Consider the following 25,525-nt stretch of genomic DNA (forward strand, 5'->3'; position numbering starts at 1 on the left):
TTTCCTTTAGGTGGCAGGGCACAGCGAAAGTAACGATGAAAAGCCTTCCTTGCCGGAAGACATTGCTGGCAAAGGTTCCTGCATTCGGGCGTAGCGGCTATTGATTTCAGCTGCCAGCGCACGCAATGGCTCACTGTCGGAGACCGCCAGTGCCTCGGCTATTTTTTGTAGAAAGCCGGGTGTGGCCGTTCGCATGGCCTGCCTTAGCCACGATACCGCTTCATCCACCCGCCCCTGTCGGGTCAGTAGGGCTGCATGACTGCACTGTCCTCGAAAGTCGCCAGCCTGTGCGGCAGACAGATACCAGCGTGCAGCCTCTTCCATGTCCACGGGTACGCCCCAGCCTTCTTCATAAAAGCGTCCCACCAGGTTCATTGATTTGGCGTGGCCTTGTCTGGCTGCCTGGCGGTACAGCTCCAATGCGGCGGCGCGATCCCTGGGTACACCACGCCCCTGCGCCAGCAGGTTGGCATAATTGTAGAATCCCCAGTCGAGCCCAAGCTGCGCGGCTTGGGCATACGCCCGTGCGGCAGCTGCCAGATCTACAGCCGTCCCCCAGCCATTTTCCAGACAACGCCCCACCATGTTCATGGCATCCGCATGACCATGGTGGGCTGCAATACGGAACCACCGCAACGCCAACGCCTGGTCGCGCTGAATGCCGTTACCATCAAGCAGGATCTGCCCGAGACGCGCCTGCGCCTCGGGCAAACCACGTTCGGCCCCCTGCAGGAGGAACCGAGCAAGTCGCCGCGGATCCTCCAGCCCGTAACGCAGCAGGGAGTCAGTGCCCAACGAGGGGTGCCGCCCTGTCAAAAGCTGTACTCGGCTGTTAACTGAGCACCGCGTCCTTCCCCTGGAACACCGAAGCCACGGCCGTTGTACTGACGCCAGTAGTGCTTGTCGAACAGGTTGACGATGTTGAGGCGCAGGGCCAGATCAGAGGTCGCCTGCCAGTCCACCGCCGCGTTATGCACCACATAATCCGGCACCTTTACACGCTGTTCGCTGGTAATCGCCTGCGCACGGCCCAAGGCAATGTAGCGCTCCCCTACATAGTTGACGCCATAGCTGACCGTCACGTCATGCGGCAGAGCATAGCTGGTCCAGAGGCTGGCTGAATGGCGCGGCGTGTTGGGCAGCGAAATTCCCTCCTCACTGGCGTTGGGGTTGGCAAAGTCGGTGCTACTGTTAACCGAACTGTAGCTGCGGATCTTGCTCTTCATATACGCGTATCCACCGAACACCGACCATTTGTCTGTGATGTTGCCGGAGGCACCCAGCTCAAGACCGTCAACACGATATTTTGAGCTGAAAGCATTACCCAGCTCGTCGTCACTGTCATATTGCGTGCTTTCCAGATCCGTACGGAACAGGGCAGCCGTCAGTGACAGTCGCTCGTGCATCAAATCCCACTTGGTCCCTACCTCATACGTCTTGCCCTTGGTAGGTGAAAGCCCCTCCTCTCCCAAGCTTCCAGTTGTGGCGATCTGAATAGAACCGGGCTGCTTGGCATTTCCATAGCTGACGTAGAACGTCCCGTTATCCACGGGCTTGTAACTCAGGGCGCCACGGTAGCTGAAGAGCTTTTCCTTCTGGCTGACGTTTGCTGCGTCCGTCCAGTTGCTCAGCGTACCGGTAGTCGTGTTCAGGGTGCGAGTGCGGTCACGTGTGGTACGTGCCTTCCAGTGATCCTGACGGGCCGAAACATCCAACTGCCATTGCGGTGAGAACTTCAGGGTATCAATCAGGTAATAGGCTTTGGTTTCCGACTCGGCGTTGATCTCGCCGGTGTAGGCGATCTCACGAGAACCAACGAACTTGGACGGCGGGTTGGCCGGATCAACGGCAAAGATGTTGCCCTGGGCACCATAGCGCAGGCTGCCCGTCTTGTACCGAAGGTCTTCCCGCGTATATTCCAGGCCTGTGACCAGAATATGCTCGATACCCGCCGTATCGAAGCGCCATGTCACGTTCGCTTGGTCACTCAGTGTCTGGTTGTCGGTATGCCGCGCCGGACCGCGCAAACGACGCAGGGAGCCATTTCCGCCAGCTTGAAGCGATAGATCGCCTCCTGGAGTCGTTACCACGTAACTACGCTGGAGCTGGTTGAACGAGAGCTGGTTACTGAAGGAGACGTTGCTGTTGATGTCATGCTCGAACCGCCAGGTCGCGCGATCGATGCGGTTGTCTTCCTTATCCAGGTTGCGGTAGCCAAAATATCCATCCCACTTGACGCCCGGAACCCGGCTTGGGTGACCGCCACTCTGCCGGGGGCTCTTTCCGTCGTGCAGCGTTGGAATTCCGTAATCGTAATTACCGGTGTCTTCCAGATGTTCATACGTGAAGATATTGCGCGTGTCGGTATTGAGACCAAAAGCAAGCGAAGGCGCAATCCCCCAGCGATCCCGTTCGATCCAGTCGCGCCCGTTGATACCCGATTCATGCCCAACCAGATTCAACCGGAACGCAGTGCCGCTCTCCTCGTCGAGTACATGGTTGGTATCTAGGGTAAGCCGCTTGTAATCCGCTGTTCCAACACCCGCCGTTACGCGGTTGAACTCATGAAGGCTAGGGGTCTTGGTGACCATGTTGATCGCGCCCCCAATGACGCCCGCGCCCCAGGCCGAGGAGCTGGAGCCCTTGACGACTTCAACCTGCTCGGTATTGAACATTTCGGAGCGGGTGTAAAAGGCAGAGTCACGCACGCCATCCAGATAGACGTTCGACCCACCGTAGTTGCCGCTATTGAAGCCGCGGATATTGATGCTGTCCCCTACGCCACCTGCGCCTTCACCGGAGCTGAACGTAATACCAGGCACATTGGAGAGCACCTGCTCAAGCGTTTGGGCGTTCTGCTGCTCGATAACCGCCTGCGGCACGACCGTGATGCTTTGTGGGACGTCACGCAAGGGTTGCGTGTACTTGTCGGAGGACAGCGTTTGCGTCTGGTACTCCCCTTCAGCATCAGCTGTGACGGTCAGACTGTCCAGCTCCTGCGGCGCCTGCTCTGCGGTTTGTCCATGAGTCAGCCCTGATAAGGACGCTAGGGCCAAGCCAATGGACGTCTTGTAGGGAAGGCCGATTACCGAAGTATCTCTTTCTCGCATGACGAGCCCTTTTTCACGTTATTTTCACAAATGTCAAAATTTCGTGAAATGATAATGATTATCAAGCGTTCACGCCAGTGCGGCTTCGTCTGCTTATCGCTTTCAGAAAGATTATGAACGGAAACATCGGCTTGGGGACCTGCTATCATGCGCGCCCTTCGCTGACTTCAACTTATTCGGAGCCTTTTCCCATGCTGGAAAAACTCTTCCAACTCAAGGCCCATGGCACGAATGTGCGTACGGAACTGCTGGCAGGGGTTACGACCTTTCTAGCCATGGCCTATATCCTGTTCGTCAACCCGAGCATCCTCGGCGAGACCGGCATGGATAAAGGCGCGGTATTTGTTGCGACCTGCCTGGCAGCCGCCATTGGCTCGGCCATCATGGGCATGATTGCCAACTATCCCATCGCCCTGGCGCCAGGGATGGGCCTCAACGCCTTCTTTACCTATACCGTCGTGCTTCACATGGGGCATACCTGGCAGGCAGCACTGGGGGCGGTATTCCTGTCTGCACTGATGTTTTTCATCCTGTCGGTCTTTCGCATCCGCGAATGGATCATCAACAGCATCCCACTGGCGCTACGCTCAGGAATTGCAGCCGGTATTGGCCTGTTCCTGGCACTGATTGCCCTTCAAGGTGCGGGTATCGTTGTAGATAACCCTGCCACCCTGGTAGGCCTGGGTGATCTGACGAAACCCGGTCCGATCCTGGCGGTCCTGGGCTTTTTCCTGATCGTGGCGCTGGAAGCCCGTGGGGTCACAGGTGCCGTCCTGATCGGTATTCTGGCCGTCACGCTCGTGGCTATCGGTATTGGTGCGACGCCGTTTGGCGGCGTGCTGTCCATGCCGCCCTCGCTGGCGCCAACCTTCCTACAGCTGGATATCAAGGGCGCGCTGGATATCGGTCTGGTGAGCGTGATATTCGCCTTCCTGTTCGTAGACTTGTTTGACAACTCCGGCACCTTGATCGGAGTGGCCAAGCGCGCTGGTCTGATGGGCCCGGACGGTCATCTGCCCAAGATGGGTCGCGCTCTGATCGCGGACAGCAGCGCGGCCATGTTTGGCTCGTTGCTGGGCACCTCTACGACAACCAGCTACATCGAATCGGCTGCAGGCGTCAGCGCTGGCGGTCGTACAGGTCTAACGGCGGTCGTGGTAGCCGGTCTGTTCCTGCTCGCCCTGTTCTTTGCACCGCTGGCAGGCAGCGTTCCGGCCTTTGCGACTGCACCAGCGCTGTTCTTCATCGCCGTGCTGATGGCCTCGGGGTTGGCCGAGATTGAATGGGATGATCTGACCACTGCTGCGCCCGTTCTGATCACGGCGCTGGCCATGCCACTAACGTATTCCATTGCCAATGGCATCGCGTTCGGCTTCATCTCCTGGACAGTTATCAAGCTATTTTCGGGTCGCACACGTGACCTGAACATTGCCTTGGTCATCCTATCCATTCTCTTCGTCATCAAATTAGGCTGGTTCAACGCCTGATGTTGAGCACCGAGGGTGGGCCTGGCCCACCCTTTTTTACGCTGTGAGGCAGTGGTACTGCCTGATCAGTCTGGACGATGCGTAGCGACAAGCCGTTGCCCTAGGATTTTTCCCTATGGTTTCGGCCCGAGAAAATTCTCAGACTAATGGCATTGGCTGAATAGCAGCCTTTGCCTCCACCCTAGCTGAAAAGCCCACTACGTTCACTGAGCTGACCATGAATGTTCCCTCCTTCGAGCCTGCGGATTACGCAACGCAGTTAATGGCGAAAAAGAATCGCCTCATCGAACTGCTGGCTCCATTCGATGCACCTGAACCTGAAGTATTCGACTCGCCTCTTGCTAATTACCGACTGCGCACCGAGTTTCGTCTATGGCGTGAAGAAGGCGAACGGCATTACGCCATGTTCGAACAGGGCGACAAACATACCCCTATCCTGATCGAACGCTTTCCCATCGCAAGCCCGCTCATCAATGAGCTTATGCCCCGCCTCAAGGCTGCCTGGCAGGTGAGCGAGACGCTGTCATTCAAGCTTTTTCAGGTGGAGTTCCTGACCACCTTGTCCGGGGAAGCGCTGATCACTCTGGCCTATCATCGGCCATTAGACGATGCCTGGGAAACTGCTGCGGAATGCCTGGCCGCCGAGCTGAACGTCAATATCGTCGGGCGTTCCCGTGGCAAACGGATCGTGGTCGGGCGGGATTACGTCAGCGAAACGCTGACTATTGCAGGTCGCGAATATCACTATCGCCAGCCAGAGGGTGCCTTCACTCAACCCAATGGGACGGTGAATCAGAAGATGCTGGGCTGGGCCTACGATGTACTTGGCGAGCGGGACGATGATCTGCTTGAACTGTACTGTGGGAACGGTAACTTCACCCTGCCGCTGTCTACCCGCGTTCGCAAGGTACTGGCCACCGAGATCAGCAAGTCATCGGTGAATGCTGCACTGGCAAACCTGGCAGATAATGGCATCGACAACGTGACCCTGGTGCGCTTGTCTGCCGAAGAGCTGACCCAGGCCCTCAATGAGGTGCGTCCGTTCCGTCGCTTGGCGGGTATTGATCTTAAAAGCTACGCCTTTGGAAGCGTGTTTGTAGATCCGCCTCGTGCGGGGATGGACCCGGACACCTGTGAGCTAACACGTCGCTTCGACCGTATCCTCTATATCTCCTGCAATCCGGAAACGCTGGCTCAGAATATCGCCCAGCTACAGGATACTCACCGTATCGTGCGTTGCGCCCTGTTCGATCAATTTCCCTGGACGCACCACATGGAAAGCGGCGTCCTGCTTGAGCGCCGCTAAGGTTTGACCGGGCGGTTATTCCGCCCGGCTACTATCACTGCTTATCTTCGTGGAACGGCTCGATGGTCTCACGTCGGCCGTACATGAATGCATCCGCCACATGCCGCAACGGCGCGACGTCCACATCGGACTGACCGCTTTTGACCAGCTCGGCAAAGCGGGCATACAGGCCGGGATACTCTTCATCCGGACCTTCTTTTTCAAGCTGATCATTGATGTAGATTTGGCTGCCGCCCTTGGACAGGGTCAGTTTGCCTTGATCGGTCTCGACATGAATGTCCCATGTCTGCGGTCCCGTTTGCAGGAAATCCAGGTCGGCCTGAATGGCTGCACCGCGCTCATAACTGAATTCCAGCTGCGCACGAATCGGCGTCTGGCAATTCTCTGGAACCTGCAACGCTGCCTGCTTAAGAAAGAACGGCTTGGGCAGGATTTCGGTCACGATGGACAAGGCATTAATGGCCGGGTCAAAAATGCCCATACCACCCGGCTCCCAGATCCAGGTTTGCCCCGGGTGCCAGACGCGTACATCTTCTTTCCAGTTGACCTGCACGGCTTTGATGGTTTTGTCGGCCAGCCAGGCTTTGGCCGGTGCCACTCCTTGAGCATAACGGGAGTGCCAGCTGGCAAACAGGGTCTTGCCCGCGGCCTTGGCCTGCTCCGACAGTGCCTCGACCTCACTGAGGGTTGCCCCTGGCGGCTTTTCAAGAAATACATGCTTGCCATGGGCAAGGGCCAGTTGAGCCTGTGCATAGCGTACGGCTGGCGGTGCGCAGAGGGAGACGGCGTCCAAATCCGGCACGGCGTCGAGCAGCTCTTCAAGGGTCTTGTAGTGAGCTACGCCATCAAGAGAAGCATTACGGCTGGCGACAGCAACGAGCTGATAGTCAGGATTTTTTTGCAAGGCAGGCAAGTGTTGATCCTGGGCAATCTTGCCGAATCCGACGATGGCGATTTTGATCATATGATTTTCTCAATCCTTTTTTCAAAGCGCATGAGAAAGCGCGCCTTTATTCTTGTTCACGGCCTGTGCAGTTTCGCATTCGTCATACGAATTTCAAGCACCAAAAGACTTAACCGCCACATTTGACACGTCACTCTGCAAGGCAATCCACGCTTTGAGATTTGCACCCTGGCGTCCCTTGCGCCACATGAGCCATGTAGTGGCCGTGGCGAAACGGGCCTCGAGCGGATGGCACGCAACGCGGTCGCGCCCGGGCAAGCTATCCAGCATGGCCTTGGGCATCATGGCAACGCCACCGGCAATCACGCAGGCCAGCATGCTGTGATAGGACTCGATTTCCATGATAGGCCCCATGGCACCGCCTGTCGCCGCAAACCAGGCCTCCAGCCTCAACCGGTAAGAGCAACCGGTTCGGAACGTAAATACAGGACGCCCGGCCACATCGGCTGCTGAATGTACCGGAGGATGATCAGCTCCGGTCACGAGCACCATGGGCTCCTCGAACAGCGGAACGCCTTCCAGGCCGTCATGCCGGGCAGGCCCGTCAACCAACGCAGCATCCAGCCGTCCTTGCAGCAATCCATCGATGAGCTCGCCGCTGGGACCCGTCTGCAGTTGCAGCTCTACACTGGGATACTGCTGATGGTAGGCCGCAATCATGGCCGGAAGATGAATAGCGGCAGTACTGTACATCGACCCCAACACAAAGGCGCCCGCCGGTGCACCATCCTGCACGGCCGCTCGGGCCTCGTCCGCCAAGGCGAATAATCGCTGGCTGTATCCCAACAGCACCGTACCTGCCGGAGACAAATGCAGCCGCTGACGCTCGCGCTCAAACAAATCCACGCCCAGCTTGTCTTCAAGCTGACGCAGGCGCGTCGACAGATTGGAAGGCACCCGATTTAACAGCTCCGCTGCACGGGCAATGGATCCTGTTTCAGCCACCGCCTGAAAAATGCGCAGTTCAGCCAGTTCCATAATCATTCTCTTTAAGTGAACAACCCATTCTTATTTATTCAGTTTTAGAGAACCTTAACAAGCCCTACCCTATATACATCAATCAAGAACCTACATAGGGACCACTCATGACCGCCCTGCACCGCCTGCTTGCCTGCCTGGTCGCCCTGTCCGTTGCGATGGGCATTGGCCGCTTCGCATTGACGCCTCAGCTTCCGCACTTGATTGCGGAAGGCCAGATAGACCTGACAGCCGCAGGCCTGCTGGCTGCTGCCAATTACCTGGGTTATCTGGTAGGTGCATTGGACGCCTTCTTTGCTCGCCAGACCCGCTTTCGGCTCGGTGCCGGCCTGTGGTTATGTGTAGGGCTGACCCTTCTCTCGGTGTGGGCCGAAGGGTTCTTGCCCCATGCCCTGCTCCGCTTTGGCGCGGGCCTGGCCAGTGCCTGGGTGCTGGTGATGGTTACCGGGCTCAGCCAGGGCGTAGCGGCACAGGCAAACATGCCGAAACTGGGCGCACTGGTTTTTGCTGGTCCTGGCGTAGGGATCGTACTGAGCGGCCTGCTGGCCCTGGTCACCAATCTGAACGGCCAGGGTTCGGCAACCCTGTGGCTGATCTATGCAGCGGTGGCGCTGGTGATGACCATCGCTGTACTGCCAGCCCTGCCGCGGGCGACTACTGCTCATGCAGTTACATCAACCAAGCCGATCTCGCCACGCATGGTCCGCCTGACAGCCGCCTATGCCCTGGTTGGCATGGGCTATATCGTTCCGGCTACATTTCTTTCCCAGATGGCTACGGCGCGCTTCCACGGCGAATGGGTAGCTGATCTGTTCTGGCCTGCCTTCGGTTTGGCGGCCGCGCTGGGTGTGGTGCTGGCCAGCTTTCGTCGCCAGCGGCCCGGTGCCACAAGACGTTGGCTCATCGCGACTCTATGGCTGCAGGCCGCTGGCGTCTTGCTATGCCTGCTGCCCGGCATGAGCGCGCTGTTTCTGGGTGTGCTGCTGTGTGGGGGACCGTTCCTGGCCTCCATGCAACTGGTGATGCAGCATAGCCGTGAGCTGGCTCCAGAAACGCCTCACCGCAATGCCGGTCTGCTAACCGCTGCGTTCGCAGGCGGCCAACTATTGGGTCCTCTGCTGGCGGCTGTCAGCAGCCATTTCGGTGGTGGGCTTGGCCCGGCACTCTGGATGGCGGGTGCCGGACTGATCATGGCCGGAGGGCTGATGCTGCAACCAGCCCCTCAGGCCGCAACGCAGCCCTCCGCCAGCTGAGTTTCAATCGTCTTCGTAATCTCCGTAGCGCTCGTCCAGCATGCGATTCCAGCGATCCAAAAGGCGCAGCGCTACAATCGCCAGGATGGCAATGACAATCTTGTAAAGCTGGCTGTACCAGTCGAAGTTGGCCTCGCCCGCATCTGCCAACAGGGCGCCAATAAGCCGAACGCTGGCAGTCGACAACTGCAAAAAGACGATTAACAGCAAGGCAGCCCGTACCAGTTGAGGGCGGAACACTGCAAAGCCGGTGAACAATGCCAGACCGAATTGCAGGCCGCCATAGAAGACCTGGGTTTCGGTAACCGAGGCGGAGTCCATGAGCAGCACTCCGCTGGCATTGGTCATTTCATAGGGCCTGAACCAATAGGCCAGCGCCAGACCCGCCCAGACCAGTGTCTGAACGATCAGAACCGCACGAGCAAAACGCGTGTAAAACATCCCCTGTTCTCCCTTGGGGTGTAGCCGCATGGGCCAAACCAGACAGATCCATTCAAAAAGCCAGAGAGCAACGAGCCTTTCGAACAGTCCTTAACAAGTGGAAGCACTTTGCACAGCGAAAGACCCAATGCCTCCTGCTCTTCGAGCGGCCGTGAGTTTATGCTGCCTGTATGCCAACCCGAAAGAGACCTTTACATGCGCCGCCTAGTTCTACTCGCCGCTTTGCTCGGCAGCACAGTTCACGCAGCCGAAGCCTTGACGATTGACGTATACCGCGATCCCAACTGTAGCTGCTGTAGCCAGTGGATCAAGCATCTGGAGGCAAACGGCTTTGCCGTTCACGATCACATGGAACCCAACATGAGCGAACTCAAGGCCCGGCTGGGTGTACCGCCACGATTTTCGTCCTGCCATACTGGTGTGATCGACGGAAAGTTTGTTGAAGGACACGTACCAGCCCACGACATTCTGACTCTTCGCCAGCGCCCTGACCTGCTTGGCGTAGCCGTACCCGGCATGCCCCTGGGTTCTCCCGGTATGGAGATGGGTAATCGGAAGGACGCCTATGAAGTGCTGGGGCTCAAAACGGATGGCAAGGATGAAGTGGTGTCACGGCACTAACGGCCCATGTCCCTTTCATAAACAGTACAACGCCTCCTTTATTGGATAAGGATCTGCAACCCTATGGCTTCCGAGACGCTCGGCTCTCCTCCTCTGGTACTTTCCATCCAGTCCCATGTTGCCTATGGCCATGTGGGCAATGCGGCGGCAACCCTGCCGCTACAATTGCTCGGCATTCAACCGGTCGTCGTCAACACCGTGCAGTTTTCCAACCATACGGGGTATGGCGAGTTCAAGGGGCAGGTCTTTCCCCCTGAGCATATCCATGATGTGCTTGACGGGCTGAGAGCACGCGGCATTCTCGCGCGCTGTGATGCGGTCCTGTCGGGCTATCTGGGCGACGCCGCCATTGGTGAGGTCATCCTGTCCGTGGTACAGGAGATCCGAAAGAACAAGCCGGGCGTGCACTACCTTTGCGATCCGGTGATGGGCGACGTAGGCCGCGGCGTCTTCGTACGACCGGGGATCCCTGAGTTTTTGCGTCGACGGGCCATTGAACAGGCCAGCCTGATTACACCCAACCATTACGAGTTCGAGCTGCTGTATGGATCATCGCTGGCGTCGACAGAACATGCTATCCAGGCCGCTCGCGAGTTACTCGGCACGCCTGAATGCCCCGGCCCGGACACCATTGTTATAACGAGTCTGCGAACGCCGGATCTTCCACTCGACAAGCTCAGTACGTTAGCGGTGACCACCCGAAGTGCATGGATGGTACAGACCCCCTACGTTGAGCTGCAGCCACTGCCTAATGGCATGGGCGATGTGTTTTCGTCCGTACTGCTGGGGCATCTGCTGGGTGGGGTCAGTACGCCTGAAGCCGTGGCCAATGCCGTTAGTACGCTTTATGCCCTGGTGGCCCGCACTACACCGGGTAGCCGCGACCTGCCCTTGATCGCAGCACGCGATCAGATCATGTCCCCAAGCGAGCACTTTGAGGCAATACGCCTGACCACCTGAGCCCTCTCATGATAAAACCCGCGTCAGGCGGGCTTTATCGGCGCAACGCTATGATCAGGGATTTTTGCCCGTGTTGGCAGCCGGCCCCATGCCCGGCGTTGAGCCTGCACCTGTACCGTTAGTGTTGCTGTCCATTCCCATACCCGCCCCAGTGCCGGTATGGCTACCCTGGCTACGGTGCGTGCCATGATCCATGGTGTCAGGCCCTGTCTTCGAACCGGTGCTGTGATTCATGCCATCCGGTGTTGTAGTCCTCGCGCCTTTGCCATTGTTGGGTGAACTGCCTGAGTCGGCGCTTGGCGTCACATCATTGCTGTTCACGCTAGGGCCGGGTGTTACCGGCTCGGTCGGGGATGTCGGATCGGTCGGGCCGGTTTGAGCAAAGGCAGACGTGGAAAGCAGACTTGCCAACGCCGCTATAGCGAGTTTCTTGTTCATCGGGCACCTCCTGGCTCTTGTATGTGTGTGCCTAGGGTTTGGCATCAAGAGACTCGGGAGGTGCAGGTGCAGTGACCAGCGGTCAGGGAATGATCCGCTCGGCCCGCAGGCGATTGAACAGGTCGATGAAGGATGCCCGGCTGTCGTGGTATCCCAGGAAGCCCAGATCTCGGCTCTTAGTCATGTCGTTCAGGCATTCGATTTCACGTCCCAGGTCTGCATCGCTGTGCCACCAGGAGGCCAGCTTGCCTATGTCGGATTCGACGAGTTCATAGCGACGCGCCATCTCCTCCCATACCGGTCCGATGTCCTTCATCTGCTCTTCCAGCGGTTGACGCTCGTCTGGGCAGGGCGCAGCCTCCAGCTCGAAAAAGTCCGCGATCTGTGTCCACATCCAGCGCCAGCGGAATACATCGCCATTGACGGTATTGAGCGCCTGGTTCTGCCCGCTGGGCGACAACGCTGCCCACTCCATCTGGCGCGCCAAAAGACCGGCATCGGTGATATCCGTCAGGCCATTCCATTGCACCTTCGAGCCTGGGAATACGAAGGGACGTCCGGTCTCCTTGCAGATGCTTGCATAGATAGCCAGGGTCACGCCCATGTTCATGGCATTACTGCCACGCGCCATGCCGATCATGCTGTGAGAACGGTGCACGCTCCAGCTGAAGCCGCGGCGCTCAGCATGTTCAAAAAGGATGTCTTCCAGCGTGTAATAAAAGTTCTCGCCCGGCAGACGCGGGTGCTCCTCGCGGAATGGCGTCTCGGCGGCATTCTGACCATAGCTTTCGAATGGGCCCAGGTAGTGCTTGGTTCCTGTTACCAGCGCCATATGCTGAAGAGGCGCGTTTTCCACCGCCTTGCAGAGGTTGCGCATCATGGCACCGTTGGCCTCGACATTCTCTTTCTCGGTGTCGCGGCGGGTCCATGTACAGAAGAAGGCATGGGTAATGGGGAGATCCTTCAACGCGGCGGTCAGCGACTGCTCATCCAGCAGATCACCGGTCACGGGAATGACACCTTCCTGGCTTGAGGGCGTGCGAGCCAGGCCATACACCGTCCAGCCACTGGATATCAACACATTGGCCAGGTTGTAGCCGGAAATTCCTGTCACACCAACAATGAGCGCTGTACCTTTCAACATGAATATTCTCCACGATGGGGATGCCGGGCATCCGCATGAAACAAAGATGAGTCGCGCCGATTACCGGCTTGGCATGAGCCGTTGCGTACACGTAGCCTTGTGGACTCACCAACCCTTGTTAGGAGCCCCTATGTCGCCATTGGTTTACTGGCATGTGGATGTTTTTGCGAATCGTCCGCTTGCGGGTAATGGGCTAGCCATCTTCCCGGATGCCTCGGGCCTGCCTGTCAGTACGCAGCAGAAACTGACCCAGGAGCTGCGCCAGTATGAATCCATCTTTCTTGAGCCACGGGCGCAGGCAAATACCTTTGGTGCACGTATTTTCACGATAGAGGAAGAGCTGCCTTTTGCCGGCCATCCGCTAATTGGGGCTGCCGCCCTGCTCCACCATCAGCACGGGCAGGCCGAGCAGGAGACCTGGCGGATCGAGCTTTCGGAAAAAACGGTTACCCTGATGACTCACCGCGCCGCAACAGGCTATTACGCCGAGATGGACCAAGGCCTTGTCCAATGGGGATGCCAGTTGGATCAGGCGCAGAGCCAGTGGTTTGCCCACGCCTTTTCACTACGACTACGAGACCTTGATGCTGATTACCCGCCCATGGTTGTCAGTACCGGGCTTCCCTATCTGATCCTGCCGGTCAAAGGTAGCCAACTGGGCCGTGCGCGGATCGCAGCGCAGGATCTGGAGGCGCGTTTGCACGGTATTGGCGCGGCATTCGTATATGTGCTGGATGTAGAACGTGGCGAAGGTCGCAGCTGGGATAATGCCGGCCTGGTAGAAGACATTGCGACAGGTAGCGCAGCGGGTGCAGCAGCGGCCTATCTGGTCCGCCATGGCTGCCAAGGCGCTGGAAAGCCCTTCGTTATTCATCAAGGCGGTTTCACCGGGCGCCCCAGCCAGATGGATGTTTCTGTAGATGAACAAGGTGCCGTACGGGTAGGTGGACATGTTCACCTACTGTCTCGCTCCGAGTGTGTGGTCGAACTGCGAGTTCGCCAAACGGCTGAGGGCTCGAGTCACCACGTTTCGTAACATTTTGGCGCACTCTGCCAAACGCCCGTGGTCTCACCCACAAAGCGTTCAAGCGAGGCGATGAGATGGATTGGGGTAAAGGGCGGCGTAGCGACAACGTTGAACAGGCCACCGGTGGTGGTGGCCGTGGGCTGCAAATCGGCGGTGGCCTCGGTGTTGGCGGGGTTCTGCTGGTCGTGGTGTTCAGCCTGGTGACAGGCCAGGACCCGCTCCAAGTCCTGAGCATGGTGACAGGTTCAGGCGGCGGAGCGCAGGTAGCCCAGCAAACCCAGGCGCCGGACGCCAACTCCAAACAGGTGGATTTTGTCCGCGCCATCCTGGGCGACACCGAAGACACATGGGGCGAAATCTTTGCGGCCCATGGAGAACACTATCAACAGCCCAAGCTGATTCTTTTCAACGGTCATGTGCAATCGGCCTGCGGCTCCGCCAGTGCCGCAACCGGCCCGTTCTATTGTCCGGCTGACCAGCAGGTTTATCTGGACCTTTCCTTCTTCGATGAGATGGAGCGCCGCTTCTCGGCAGCCGGGGATTTCGCCCGTGCCTATGTCATTGCCCATGAAATCGGTCACCACGTGCAGGACCTGGTCGGCACTACGGAAAAAATGCAGGCTGCTGAGCGCCTTGGCATGCCTGCCCAAGGTGCGCAGGGGTTATCCGTTCGCCTGGAACTGCAAGCCGACTGTTACGCCGGCGTTTGGGCAAATCATGCCCAGAAACGCCTACACTGGCTGGAGCCCGGTGATCTTGAAGAAGCCATCAACGCAGCCCATGCCATTGGTGACGACCGTCTCCAGGAGCAGGCTCAAGGGCGCGCCGTTCCCGACTCGTTTACCCACGGCACCTCCGAACAACGGGCCCGCTGGTTCAGGACCGGATTCGACAATGGTGCGGTAGAGCGCTGCGATACGTTTACAGCGTCTCGTTTATAACCTTGCAAAGGCGGGTACCCGATCGATCGGATCGGTACCCCTCTCTCAAGCCCGCGCGATGCGCTGCGCCAGTGCGAAACAGTCCACGGCATGATCATCAGCCAGCTCTGGCCAGGTATTCTCCGGTGCGTTGACCAATACCGTACGCGTACCGGCTGCGCGGCCACACTCCAGATCAATTCGATGATCGCCGACCATGACCACGTCGCTCGGCTGCACCTGCCAGCGCTCGATAAAATGCTGCAGCCCACCTGGATGCGGCTTGGGTGGCGCCTCGTCTCGCCCAAGCACTTCCGCCCGATTGAAACATTCGGCAATACCAATAGCTTCCAGCGTTACATAGGCCAACTCCTGAGCATTACGGGTCAGGATACCGATCCGGCAGTTGCGCGCACATAACGCCCTGATCAGCTCAACCGCCCCTGGGGCAGGCTTGGAACCCATAGCCAGCTCCCGCTCATGCTCAAGCAGCCAGGCATGCTTGGCCTTGCTGTCCGCCTCGGGCAAGGCGGCCAGGTAATGGAGGATATCAGCCTCAGGTGGTATCTCCAGGGCACGCCGAATGGCTGCGAAATCATGCACGGCAACCGTCAAGGTACCGTCCATATCAAATACCCAATGGGTGTAGTCACAAAGGTTCATGGTCTTCCTAAGTCAGAGATTGGGGAACTGCGCCGCACCTCTTTCCGTCAAGACAGTAGGTACTTCTTACGCAGGCGATGAATTCGCAATGAAGACGACAGTACACGCACTTTTGTTCGATGTGTTCGGCACCGTAGTTAACTGGCGGGGCAGTTTAATCGCCTCACTTGAGTCCTTTGGGGAGAAAAACGGCCTTAAAGCCGACTGGCCTGCCCTTGTCGATGCCTGGCGAGCTGAGGCCTACGGCCCGCTGATGGATGAGATTCGCGAGCGAACACTACCTTGGACGCCGCTTGACGATCTGCACCGTGTGGCGCTTGAGGAACTGCTGCCCCAATACGGACTGGTTGGCCTGACCAAGGCTGAAGTGGACTGGATTCATCGCCTCTGGCACCGGCTCGATCCCTGGCCGGATGCCGTCCCCGGTCTGACTCGACTCAAGCAGGGCTATAGCATCAGCGCCTTGTCCAATGGCAACGTTGCCATGCTGGTCAATATGGCACGCCACGGCGGTCTTCCCTGGGACATGGTCTTCGGCGCGGATCTGTTCAATCACTACAAGCCTGATGCCGAATGTTATCTCGGCGCCTGCACCCTGCTGGGCCTTGAACCTGAACGAGTCATGCTGTGTGCGGCTCATAACAATGACCTTCAGGCAGCCAGTGAGCTGGGTCTGCGGACGGCCTTTATTCAGCGCCCTCTGGAAAAAGGACCAAAAGGTCCGATCGAACAGCCAGCCGACGGCTGGGATCTGGTTGCCAGTGACTTGCAGGATCTGGCCGATCAGCTAGGAATGAAAACAACAACCCACGAGGATGAACCATGACGCTGACTGTTGCCCTGATCGCCCCAGGCTCCATGGGCGCTGCTGTGGGCCGCTATTTGCGCGATCACGGCCTGGATGTCTGTACCACCCTGGCCGGCCGCAGCGTGGCTACCCGCGAGCGCGCCGCAGCGGCAGGGTTGCGTGAGGTCGAACAGGAACAGCTGGGTGAAGCCGATATTCTGCTCTCCATTGTGCCGCCGTCCGAAGCCTTACCGTTGGCGCAAGAGCTGGCCCCCCTATTGGGCCGCATGAAAAAGACCGTTTATGTGGACTGTAACGCCATTGCTCCAGCCACCGTCGAGCAGGTCGGCCAGACCCTTACCGATGCAGGATGTGCCTTCGTCGACGCGGCCATCTTTGGCACGCCTCCTTCGCCTGAACGAACGTGCCCCTCGTTCTATGCCTCAGGCGAGCATGCCGCGCGATTTGCCCAGCTCAACGACTATGGCCTTCCGGTGAAGGTACTGGAAGCACCCATCGGTGCCGCGTCAGGACTTAAGATGAGTTATGCCGGTATTACCAAGGGGCTGACCGGCCTTATCGCTGCCATGGTGCAGGCTGCCGAGCGCAGTGGTTCCGGCCAGGCATTGCGCGATGAACTCAAATGCAGCCAGCCGATGCTTTACGAGTGGGCTAACGAGAAACTGCCCGACATGTACCCCAAAGCCTACCGTTGGGTAGCAGAAATGGAAGAGATCGCTGCCTTTGCGCAAAAAGACCGTCCCAGCGAGGCACTGTACCTTGCCATGGCACAACTCTATTGGCGCCTGGCCGAAAACCGGGCAGCCGGCGCCGGAAACGATGTGGCAGAACTGGAAAAGTGGCTGGCGCGTTGAAGCAGTGGATTAACGGCAGCGCTGACGCTGATTACGTTGCCGGTTGTGCCACATAGCTAAGCACAAAGGTTACGACGCCACACGCATCCAGAGGCTCATCGCGACCGTAATTGATTGGGCGCGCCTGACGATGCCCACCCAACAGCAGGCGACCGCCCTGGTTATCATGCGTGAGTCGGCGTATTTCATACTGGCCGTTCACATCCATGATAACCAGATGCCCCGGTCGGCATTCTACTGCCCGATCGATAATTAGCCGATCTCCCGGATAGATCCCGAACTCAAGCAGGCTTTCATCATCCACCATCACCACCCAGATTGGTGACTCGCCCAACCCCACCAGCCTATCCAGCGAGATGGCGTTTTCTTCCCATTGACCCGCCGCAGACTGAAAGCCGCTGATCCGCAGAGAGTCCGCCTCGGGCAATAAATGGCGAAGCCGCTCGCTTCGCCCTAGTACGGTAATCGACATACCTGATGACCCAGATAACTGTATATGCGTACAGATACCAGAGCAGCAACCTCAGGTCAATCAAAGACTTAAACCGCAACCCAATGATCCAGATCTACCGCGCGATAACGTTGCAAGGGAGCCTGATAACCACGTGGCTTGATAGGGTCAGGCGTTTCGACTTCCTTGAGCAGGCTTTTAAAGTCCTTGCGGTGATCCACATCCGGCATGGGCACAGCAGCCAATAGCCGCCGCGTATAAGCATGTTGCGGATTTCCAAGCACCTGATCACACTGACCGATTTCAACGATCTGACCGCAAAACATGACCGCCACACGATGACAGATACGCTCGACCACTGCCATGTCGTGGGAAATAAAGACGTAGCTCAGCTGATATTCCCTCTGCAAGCGCTCCAGCAGATCGAGCACCTGTGCTTGTACGGACACATCGAGCGCCGATACGGACTCATCCGCAATGATGACCTTGGGGTTGAGCGCCAGCGCACGGGCAATACAGATACGCTGCCGCTGTCCGCCCGAAAACATATGCGGGTAGCGCTCCATTGCCTCAGCCGGTAAGCCAACCTGATCCAGCAATTGGGCGACACGCCTCTTACGGGCCGCAAGATCGCCTTGTCCATGAATAAGCAAAGGCTCGCCTACGAGATCCAGGATTGTCTTGCGCGGATTGAGGGAGGCGTACGGATCCTGAAAGATCATCTGGATATCTTGCCGCACCGGCTTGAGCGCATTGCCGACAAGCCCATTCAACTCCCGCCCCATGAGCTTCACGCTGCCCTGGTAACTCAGCATGTTCATGAGCGCTCTGCCGGTCGTGGACTTGCCGCAGCCGCTCTCCCCTACGATTCCCAAGGTTTCGCCCTGGTGCAGAGTGAAGCTTACGTTTTCCACCGCGTGAACGTTGCGAGCTTCCTCGAACCAGCCGCCCCGCAGCGGAAAACGCACGGTGAGGTCTTGAATCTCCAGCACTACTGGCTGCATTGCTCGCGATTCAGGTTTGGCGGCTGTTCCCAGTACCGGCACGGCCGCCAGAAGCTTTTGCGTATACGCTGCCTTGGGCGTCCTGAAAAGCTCGCGTACCGGTGCCCGCTCCTCCATCACGCCCTGATTCATCACCACGACCTCATCGGCCATTTCCGCCACCACGCCCATGTCATGGGTGATCATTAACAGCGTGGTGCCAAACTCGCCCTGTAACTCGCGCATGAGTTCAAGGATCTGGGCCTGAATGGTGACGTCCAGGGCTGTGGTAGGCTCATCAGCAATCAGCACCCGCGGACGGCAGAGCATCGCCATGGCGATCATTACCCGTTGCCGCATCCCGCCGGACAACTCGTGGGGATATTGCGTAAGGCGCTTTTCCACCTGGGGTACACGCACCGCGTCGAGCATTTCACGGGTACGCTGCCGCGCTTGACCACGACTCACCGCCTCGTGCCGACGTACCGTCTCCTCCAGTTGCTGGCCGACGGTCATCAATGGGTTGAGCGACGTCATGGGCTCCTGAAAGATCATGCCGATGTCCTTACCCCGGAGCGCCTGCATCTGCCGCTCGGGCAGATCCAGCAGATTCTGTCCCTCGAAAAGGATAACGCCGCTGGGCAATCGCGCCATCTTGGGCAGCAACCCCATGATGGCCAGCGAGGTGAGGGATTTACCACTGCCGGACTCTCCGGCGATACACAGGGTCTTGCCACTGTGCAGGGCAAAGCTGAGGTCATTCACGACGCGCCTGCTGCCAAACTCGATGGACAGGTGCTCGACCGACAGCAAAGGCCGGGGTGTCTCGGCAGTCATGGCATTACCTCAGTTGAAGACTACTTTGGGGAAGTAGAACGAGACCACCCAGTTCGGCATGTCCACCACTTCACTGATTCGCAGATCACCGCAGACCGAGCACAGCATGTAGGCTTGCTCGGCCGGCATGCCGTGTTCACGGCAGAGCCAGTCGATTGTGCTACTCACCGCCTGGCGAGCCGCATCCATCAGGTCAGACGCGACACCGGTAAAGGCCTCGTACCCCATGGCATCCAGGTGACGGGTTACCGGCCCTGGCGTACTGAAGCGCGGTGCGGCCAAGGGAGTGGACTTGATAAGGTCCAGCTTCACCACCACGTCCATGGCGCTCTCGATGGCCGTCCCGCAGACCTCACCGTCACCTTGGGCTGCATGGGTATCCCCTATTGAAAACAACGCCCCCTCCACTTCCACGGGCAGGTACAGGGTAGTGCCGGCGGCCAGATCGCGGATGTCCAGGTTACCTCCCACGCGACGGGGCGGGACGATCGAATGCGGCCCTGGCGCAGCCGGAGCAACGCCAAGGGTGCCTGCAAACGGCTTGAGCGGGACTTTGCCGAACTGGCCGAACGCAGCGGGTGCCAGGCTCTCCTTGTCGTAATGCCACAAGGCCAACGCCGGTTCCTTGAACTGATCGGCCAACAGACCAAAGCCTGGAATGTTCGCGGTCCAGCCAAAGCCGCAAGGCTTGAAGCTGTCGATCGTCACCTTGAGTACATCACCCGGTTGGGCCCCTTCGACAAAGATCGGCCCGGTAACCGGATTAATCTTGTCGAACGGCATCGTGGACACATCGGCGGCGACCGACTGTGCGTTGAAGTAGCCGTTGGAGGAGTCATGGCACTGAAACTCCAGCTCGGTTCCGGGCGCAACCCGGGCCGTTGGTTCGAAGCTGTTGTCCCAGCCGAAATGGCTGTTGATGCTATGGATCGTTTTAACCAAGCAGTTCTGGCACATTCACTTCACCCAGATGTAGTCGTAGTTGACGGGGACGTGGACAGGGTCGACATACAGCGCATCGTCACCTCCCATGCGAGCAGATCGCACGGTAAAGCGCTGCTCGTTGAAGATCGGCACCCACGGCGCATCGGCCATGACATCGGTAAAGATCTTTTTCCATAAGGCAATCCGCTCGGCCTGCTGTTCGGGTTTGGCCATCGAATCAGCCCTTTTCGCTTCGGCATCCAGCGCCTTGTTGCAGTACAAGGCCCAGTTCCAGCCACCCGCTACCGCCCCCTCGCACCCCAGGATCGGGCCGTAGAAATTCGATGGATCGGGGAAGTCGGCGATCCAGGCCATACCGCCCGACCACACCATAGGTGCCTTGTCTTTCTCGCTACCTGCCGCAATCACGTTGGCCTGCGCCAGGGACTTGATCTGTGCACGAATACCCACCTTGGCCAGGTCCTGTTGGATGGACTGGGCGATACGTGGCTGCGGGTCGGTATTCATCACATACAGCTCGGTATCGAAACCGTTGGGAAAGCCTGCATCGGCCAGGAGCTTCTTGGCGCCCTCCACATCGTAAGCATAGCCCTTGAACGCAGCGTCATATCCGGGCATGGCAGGCGGCAGTGGCTGGTTGGCTGGCTTGGCGCGACCATTGATGATGCGAACGATCCGGTCCTTGCTGATCGCCATGTTTACGGCCTTTCGAACCTCAAGTTTGTCGAACGGAGGCAGCGTGGTCTTCAGCGTGAGGTATCCCGTTTGTAACTGGTCACCGATGACCATCAGCTCCTTCTGCTGCGGGTTATTCTTGAATTGCAGAAATTGCGCGGGGGGCACACCATCCCCGGCGATGTCCACTTCACCCTTTTGCAGGCGCATCAGGGAGACCGTCGGGTCCTGGCCGATCTCGAACTTGATGCTATCCAGATACGGTACGCCAGCATGGAAGTAGTTCGGGTTCTTCTTGAAGACCAGCTGCTGGCCCAGTTTCCACTCGGCCAGCTCGAAGGCACCGGAACCTACCGGATGCTTGCCGAAGTCAGCGCCCCACTGTTCGACCGCCTCTTTCGGAACGACCGAGGCGAAGTTGATCGCCATGATGTGCAGGAAGGTAGCGTTAGGCTGATTCAGCTTTATCTTGACGGTGTATTCATCAGGCGTCGTGACCCCGCTCAGCGTCTGGCTCTTGCCAGAGGTCATGTCTTCATAGCCCTGGATGGACGAGAAAAATCCGGCGCCCGGACTCTGGGTTTTCGGGTTGACGGCCCGCTCCAAGGAATATTTCACGTCGCTGGCCTTCAACTCGCGACCATTATGGAATTTGACGCCTTTCTTCAGCGTAAAGGTGTACTCGGTGCCGTCATCAGAGACGGTGTACTGCTCGGCCAGTGACGGGATCAGCTCCGTCGTGCCGGGCTTGTAGTCGACGAGCCTGTCAAACAGGCTTTTGATCATGGACCAGTTTTGCCAGTCGTAGCCAATAGCTGGATCCAGCGTCGCCACATCGTTCTGATAGGTGATGACCGCCTCGCCGCCCGTCTTGGGTTCGGCCGCCAGCAGGTTGCCAGCGAACAGCGTAGCCGCAATGGCCAGGGATAAAGCGTTCCTTCTCATGCTCCTGCCTCTTTTTAGATGTCGTTAGTGCTTTTTCACATCGATACGCGGATCAACCAGCGGAATCACCAGATCAGCCAGCAGATTGCCCACGACAATCGCCACGGCCGAGACGGTCGTAACGCCAACAATGACGGGAATGTCCACTTGCTGAATGGCCTGCCAGGCGAGCTGACCGATGCCAGGCCAGCCGAACACGGACTCCACGACCACCAGCCCACCCATAAAAATGCCGATATCGATTCCGATCATCGGAATGATTGGAACGATGGCGTTAGGCAGCACATGGCGGAACACCACACGCAGACGACTCAGCCCCTTGGCCCGCGCCGTCCGAATAAAGTCCTGATGTAAGGCCTCGATCATGGAGGACCGCACCATCCGCGAGTACCAACCGCTCCCCAGGAGCCCCAGTGTCAGAGCAGGCAACAGAATGTGGTGAAACTCGCCATACCCCCCCATGGGAAACCAGCCAAGCTTTACGGCAAAGAAGTACAGAAAAAGCATGGCGGCGATGAACTGGGGGGACGACACGCCTATGAAGGAAAAGGCCATGAGCAGGCGGTCGGCAAACGAATCCCGCTTGAGCGCGGCGATAATGCCCAGGCCGATCCCGATGATCAGCTCGAACAGGATGCCCATCCCCATGAGCTGCAGCGAAGGCACAAGACGTGAGCCGATCAGCTCAGAGACCTCCGAGCGCTGGATAAAGGAGCGCCCCAGGTCGCCGTGTAACAGCCCTTTCAGGTAGTTGAAGTATTGCTGGTAGAACGGTAGATCCAGCCCCAACTGATGGCGAATGTTCTCGACCACCTCGGGTGTCGCGCTGCGCCCGGCGATCTGTCGCGCCGGATCGGCTGGCAGCATGAACAGGAGCAGATAGGTAATCAGCGTAACCCCTAGCAGGATCAGCAATGCGTACGCCACTCGGCGGGTTATGAAGGTCAACATCAGCCTCTCCCCTTCAGCGTCGGATCAAGGGCATCGCGCAACGCGTCACCGACCAGATTGAACGACAGCGACAGCAGTACGATGGCCGCCCCGGGAAACAGCACCAGCCAGGGCGCTGACGTAAAGTAGGTCTGGCTTTCAAAAATGATGTTGCCCCAGCTGGGTGTTGGCGGTTGAACCCCCACCCCCAGAAACGACAACGTAGCTTCCAGCAATACGGTAGTGGAGATGCCCAGCGTGGCCCAGACCAGAATCGTAGGTACCAGATGTGGCAATAGGTGGGAAAACAGAATGCGCATGGAGCTTGCACCCAGGGTACGCTCGACCTCAACGAAATCCCGCGCAGACAGCGCCACGGTTTCCGAATAGATCACCCGGGCGATCTGCACCCAGTTCACCATGGCGATGACCAGCGCCACAATCCACACGCTGGGCTGAAAGATGGCCGCCAAGGCGATGGCCAGCAGTAACGCTGGAAAGGCCATCATGAGGTCGGTAAACCGCATCAGGGTCGTTCCGAGCCAACCGCGTATGAAGCCCGCCGCAAGACCAACCAGCGTGCCGATCAATACGGCGATTCCATTGGCCAGCACGCCGATGAATAACGAAGTTCGTGCGCCATAGAGCAGACGCGACAGCAGATCACGGCCCAGCAGATCCGTTCCCAGGTGATACGTCGCGTCCGGCGGTAATGGCGCACCTTCCAGGGTCAGCCCCTCGATGAACTGCTCAGAAGGATCATAGGGCGCCACCCAGGGTGCCAGTACAGCCAGCAGCACGATTGCCACAATGAACAGCAATGCGATCACGACGGAGGGCCGACGGTACAAAGTGGCTACGCCCGTCATGAGCGAGCCTCCCTTGCATCCTGCCGATGCGCCTGAGTCAGATCCAGGCAGATCTCTTCCAGGCTCCGGTTGGTTTGCATCGAAAGGTGACGGATACGCTCGTAGGCCTGGGTTTCGGTGATCTCCAGCTCGACCATCAGCCAGGCCAGCGCCTGAGCCACGAGAGGGCGGCTGTCCACCTTGTCTTGCAGACCTACGACTTTCTGCTGCTCATCACGCAGCCGGTCGCGCAGCCCGATGGCCATCATCAGCGTGGTGTAAACCGAGCCCTGCGTGATGGGCTTGTTCAACATGGCAGTCGCACCTAACTCCAGCGCACGCTGAATCTGTGACAGCGTCTCGTGCTGGGTCAGTGCGATGATCGGCAGAGCGCGCCTATTCGCCTCGGCCAACAGCACGGGGCTGGCGAACTGATCCAGTTCCACGACCAGCGCCAATACATCATTCAGGCCGGTTTCGGCATCCTGCGCCACGACCGATGCCGCAACACCCAGACGCTGCAGGCTTTTTTGCAGACTCGCCTGGGCGCGTTCATCACAATCCACCAGCAGCAAACGGGTATTCTCGAAATCGGGACGCTTAAGCAGAGTCATTTGACGATCCTCAAATGGCGGGACGGTACGGCATGCCGCCGGGTACGAAATACGCTGAGGTCAGTTGCCGTCAGGTACGGGTCCGCCTCACACAATGCGGGCTCGACATGCCGGATCACGAATCGCTCGTCTTCAAGCTCGGCGATGTAGCACGGCAGACTGGTGTGGTTATTGCGGGGCGATACCTGTAGGTCGCCCAACGCTGTTTTCACCGGTGCGGCATACAGGGCTTTACAGACTTCGGCTGGTTTATCGTTGCCGCCTCTCTGGCAGGCCTCCGCCAGCAGATACACTCCGGCGTAGGTACAGGCGTAATAGTGTGAATAAGGGTGCGGCCCATGCCGACGGCGTTGGCGCAAGCTGAACACCGGGTCCACTGCCTCGAAGTAAGGACCGCAGGAAAACAGCCGCAAGGCCTGCATGCGTCCGAGCTCGGCCAGCTCCCCTTCGGTAAAGTTGCAGCTGAGCACCGGCAGGCGCATATCACGCTCGACGCACACCTGGTCCAGCTGCTGCAAAAAGGCATAAGAAGATTCGCCAACCAAGTTGTTCAGTACGAACGTTGGCCGACTGGTGAGTAAACTCTCGATCACCTCGCCGAACGCAGTGATGCCCAAGTGGAAATACTTCTCACCACAAGTGACGCCACCCGCTGCCTCCATGATTTCGCGGGCAATACGGTTGCTTTCCCAGCCCCATACGTAGTTGGAGCCAATCAGCATGGCTCGGCCGCCAAATGCCTCGATGGCAAAACGCAGCAGGGGAATCAACGTCTGGTTAGGACAGCCCCCGAGGTATAAGACGTTTTCGCTGCTTTCGAACCCTTCATAAGGGCATGGAAACCAGAGCAGACTGTTGCGCTGCTCAAGATCAGGGATGATGTCCTTACGGCTGGCCGAAGTGATAGGCCCGAAAATGTGTCGGACTCCCCGTGCATGCAGCTCAGCCAGCCCCTCACTGTAGCGCTCTGGTCTACCTTCGGGGTTGAAATGATGCAGACGAAGCTCAAAGTCCAGGTGACCGCTTCCATTAAGCTCGGCAATGGCATGCTCTGCACCCGCTAACGCATTTCGGCCCATACGCCGGTAAGTGCCGTCGGTAGAGAATAAAGCGCCAATCGATACCACCTTACCGTGCATTTTTTCGCTCCAAAAAAAAGCCCGAACAGGTGTCGTGAAACACGTGTTCAGGCTTCGTTACCCGGGCGCATCGGGGCGCATAAAGAGTCAAGGCTTACAGGCACATCGCCATGCTTTGTGAAATAGACAAGAAAAAATGATGCCAACTCTCCCTCTATCAGGGAACAAGGGCTCTAGCTCGCGC

Annotated in this window: 25 protein-coding genes; 9 read left to right on the forward strand and 16 right to left on the reverse strand. The window is 58.3% G+C overall.

All coding sequences use genetic code 11. The features are described 5' to 3' along the window. Positions 1-6: 6 nt before the first annotated feature. Together HMPREF1487_RS03525 and HMPREF1487_RS03530 are read right to left on the reverse strand one after the other, a co-directional pair. Positions 7-795 carry a tetratricopeptide repeat protein gene (locus HMPREF1487_RS03525; RefSeq protein WP_230382099.1) on the reverse strand — a complete coding sequence of 263 codons (789 nt, stop codon included), beginning with the start codon at positions 793-795 and terminating at the stop codon, positions 7-9. A gap of 17 nt (positions 796-812) precedes the next feature. After that, positions 813-3,110: a TonB-dependent receptor gene (locus HMPREF1487_RS03530; RefSeq protein ID WP_010795217.1), complete on the reverse strand. Its 2,298-nt coding sequence runs from the start codon at positions 3,108-3,110 to the stop codon at positions 813-815. A gap of 191 nt (positions 3,111-3,301) precedes the next feature. Between HMPREF1487_RS03530 and HMPREF1487_RS03535 the strand changes: the two genes are divergently transcribed. Together HMPREF1487_RS03535 and trmA are read left to right on the forward strand one after the other, a co-directional pair. After that, on the forward strand, positions 3,302-4,597 hold the full coding sequence (locus tag HMPREF1487_RS03535) for an NCS2 family permease (RefSeq protein ID WP_010795218.1): 1,296 nt from the start codon (positions 3,302-3,304) through the stop codon (positions 4,595-4,597). A 217-nt stretch (positions 4,598-4,814) separates the two neighbouring features. Further along, entirely contained in the window at positions 4,815-5,903 is a 1,089-nt protein-coding gene (gene trmA, locus HMPREF1487_RS03540; RefSeq protein WP_010795219.1) for a tRNA (uridine(54)-C5)-methyltransferase TrmA, read from the forward strand. A 34-nt stretch (positions 5,904-5,937) separates the two neighbouring features. Here the strand turns inward: trmA and HMPREF1487_RS03545 are convergent, their stop codons facing one another. Continuing rightward, entirely contained in the window at positions 5,938-6,867 is a 930-nt protein-coding gene (locus tag HMPREF1487_RS03545; RefSeq protein ID WP_010795220.1) for a Gfo/Idh/MocA family protein, read from the reverse strand. Between the two features lie 93 nt (positions 6,868-6,960). Further along, positions 6,961-7,845 (reverse strand): putrescine utilization regulator PtrR, encoded by an 885-nt coding sequence (locus tag HMPREF1487_RS03550; RefSeq protein ID WP_010795221.1) that lies wholly within the window; start codon positions 7,843-7,845, stop codon positions 6,961-6,963. A 107-nt stretch (positions 7,846-7,952) separates the two neighbouring features. On the opposite strand from HMPREF1487_RS03550, the gene HMPREF1487_RS03555 reads away from it, so the two are divergent. Next, the gene (locus HMPREF1487_RS03555) at positions 7,953-9,098 is read left to right on the forward strand and encodes a YbfB/YjiJ family MFS transporter (protein WP_010795222.1); all 1,146 of its coding nucleotides are present in this window, start codon (positions 7,953-7,955) and stop codon (positions 9,096-9,098) included. Positions 9,099-9,101: 3 nt separating this feature from the next. Here HMPREF1487_RS03555 and HMPREF1487_RS03560 read toward each other — a convergent pair whose 3' ends face one another. Continuing rightward, positions 9,102-9,539: a DUF4345 family protein gene (locus HMPREF1487_RS03560; RefSeq protein ID WP_010795223.1), complete on the reverse strand. Its 438-nt coding sequence runs from the start codon at positions 9,537-9,539 to the stop codon at positions 9,102-9,104. Between the two features lie 195 nt (positions 9,540-9,734). On the opposite strand from HMPREF1487_RS03560, the gene HMPREF1487_RS03565 reads away from it, so the two are divergent. Further along, positions 9,735-10,160: a DUF411 domain-containing protein gene (locus tag HMPREF1487_RS03565; RefSeq protein ID WP_010795224.1), complete on the forward strand. Its 426-nt coding sequence runs from the start codon at positions 9,735-9,737 to the stop codon at positions 10,158-10,160. A 63-nt stretch (positions 10,161-10,223) separates the two neighbouring features. Beyond that, a complete protein-coding gene (pdxY, locus tag HMPREF1487_RS03570; protein ID WP_010795225.1) occupies positions 10,224-11,120 on the forward strand; it encodes a pyridoxal kinase PdxY in 897 nt (298 codons plus the stop codon). A gap of 54 nt (positions 11,121-11,174) precedes the next feature. Here the strand turns inward: pdxY and HMPREF1487_RS03575 are convergent, their stop codons facing one another. Continuing rightward, complete coding sequence (locus HMPREF1487_RS03575; RefSeq protein ID WP_010795226.1) at positions 11,175-11,558, reverse strand: hypothetical protein; 384 nt, start codon at positions 11,556-11,558, stop codon at positions 11,175-11,177. Between the two features lie 82 nt (positions 11,559-11,640). Then, positions 11,641-12,699 (reverse strand): SDR family oxidoreductase, encoded by a 1,059-nt coding sequence (locus HMPREF1487_RS03580; protein ID WP_218186941.1) that lies wholly within the window; start codon positions 12,697-12,699, stop codon positions 11,641-11,643. Positions 12,700-12,832: 133 nt separating this feature from the next. Between HMPREF1487_RS03580 and HMPREF1487_RS03585 the strand changes: the two genes are divergently transcribed. Continuing rightward, positions 12,833-13,738 (forward strand): PhzF family phenazine biosynthesis protein, encoded by a 906-nt coding sequence (locus tag HMPREF1487_RS03585; protein WP_010795228.1) that lies wholly within the window; start codon positions 12,833-12,835, stop codon positions 13,736-13,738. Positions 13,739-13,803: 65 nt separating this feature from the next. Beyond that, positions 13,804-14,670, forward strand: a complete 867-nt coding sequence (locus HMPREF1487_RS03590) for a KPN_02809 family neutral zinc metallopeptidase (RefSeq protein WP_010795229.1) — start codon at positions 13,804-13,806, stop codon at positions 14,668-14,670. A gap of 45 nt (positions 14,671-14,715) precedes the next feature. Here HMPREF1487_RS03590 and HMPREF1487_RS03595 read toward each other — a convergent pair whose 3' ends face one another. Then, positions 14,716-15,312: an HAD family hydrolase gene (locus HMPREF1487_RS03595; protein ID WP_010795230.1), complete on the reverse strand. Its 597-nt coding sequence runs from the start codon at positions 15,310-15,312 to the stop codon at positions 14,716-14,718. 88 nt (positions 15,313-15,400) lie between these two features. Here HMPREF1487_RS03595 and HMPREF1487_RS03600 point away from each other — a divergent pair, with 88 nt between their 5' ends. Next, positions 15,401-16,138 (forward strand): haloacid dehalogenase type II, encoded by a 738-nt coding sequence (locus HMPREF1487_RS03600; RefSeq protein WP_010795231.1) that lies wholly within the window; start codon positions 15,401-15,403, stop codon positions 16,136-16,138. Continuing rightward, positions 16,135-16,974, forward strand: coding sequence for an NAD(P)-dependent oxidoreductase (locus tag HMPREF1487_RS03605; RefSeq protein WP_010795232.1), 840 nt, complete (start codon positions 16,135-16,137; stop codon positions 16,972-16,974). Before HMPREF1487_RS03600 ends, HMPREF1487_RS03605 begins: the two co-directional genes overlap by 4 nt. A gap of 31 nt (positions 16,975-17,005) precedes the next feature. On the opposite strand, the gene HMPREF1487_RS03610 is transcribed toward HMPREF1487_RS03605, so the two are convergent. The 8 genes from HMPREF1487_RS03610 to HMPREF1487_RS03645 form a co-directional block, all read right to left on the reverse strand. Next, entirely contained in the window at positions 17,006-17,446 is a 441-nt protein-coding gene (locus HMPREF1487_RS03610; RefSeq protein WP_010795233.1) for a S24 family peptidase, read from the reverse strand. A 68-nt stretch (positions 17,447-17,514) separates the two neighbouring features. After that, positions 17,515-19,245 carry an ABC transporter ATP-binding protein gene (locus HMPREF1487_RS03615; protein ID WP_010795234.1) on the reverse strand — a complete coding sequence of 577 codons (1,731 nt, stop codon included), beginning with the start codon at positions 19,243-19,245 and terminating at the stop codon, positions 17,515-17,517. A gap of 9 nt (positions 19,246-19,254) precedes the next feature. Next, positions 19,255-20,202 carry an acetamidase/formamidase family protein gene (locus HMPREF1487_RS03620; RefSeq protein WP_010795235.1) on the reverse strand — a complete coding sequence of 316 codons (948 nt, stop codon included), beginning with the start codon at positions 20,200-20,202 and terminating at the stop codon, positions 19,255-19,257. After that, the gene (locus tag HMPREF1487_RS03625) at positions 20,203-21,810 is read right to left on the reverse strand and encodes an ABC transporter substrate-binding protein (protein WP_010795236.1); all 1,608 of its coding nucleotides are present in this window, start codon (positions 21,808-21,810) and stop codon (positions 20,203-20,205) included. It lies immediately after the preceding gene. Between the two features lie 24 nt (positions 21,811-21,834). After that, positions 21,835-22,761, reverse strand: a complete 927-nt coding sequence (locus tag HMPREF1487_RS03630; RefSeq protein WP_010795237.1) for an ABC transporter permease — start codon at positions 22,759-22,761, stop codon at positions 21,835-21,837. Then, positions 22,761-23,609: an ABC transporter permease gene (locus HMPREF1487_RS03635; RefSeq protein WP_010795238.1), complete on the reverse strand. Its 849-nt coding sequence runs from the start codon at positions 23,607-23,609 to the stop codon at positions 22,761-22,763. The genes HMPREF1487_RS03630 and HMPREF1487_RS03635 overlap by 1 nt, the downstream gene beginning before the upstream one ends. Continuing rightward, positions 23,606-24,202, reverse strand: a complete 597-nt coding sequence (locus tag HMPREF1487_RS03640; protein ID WP_010795239.1) for an ANTAR domain-containing response regulator — start codon at positions 24,200-24,202, stop codon at positions 23,606-23,608. The genes HMPREF1487_RS03635 and HMPREF1487_RS03640 overlap by 4 nt, the downstream gene beginning before the upstream one ends. Continuing rightward, a complete protein-coding gene (locus HMPREF1487_RS03645) occupies positions 24,199-25,341 on the reverse strand; it encodes a transporter substrate-binding protein (protein ID WP_010795240.1) in 1,143 nt (380 codons plus the stop codon). The genes HMPREF1487_RS03640 and HMPREF1487_RS03645 overlap by 4 nt, the downstream gene beginning before the upstream one ends. Positions 25,342-25,525: the final 184 nt, after the last annotated feature.

Source organism: Pseudomonas sp. HPB0071, assembly GCF_000478505.2.
GTDB classification, from domain to species: domain Bacteria; phylum Pseudomonadota; class Gammaproteobacteria; order Pseudomonadales; family Pseudomonadaceae; genus Chryseomonas; species Chryseomonas luteola.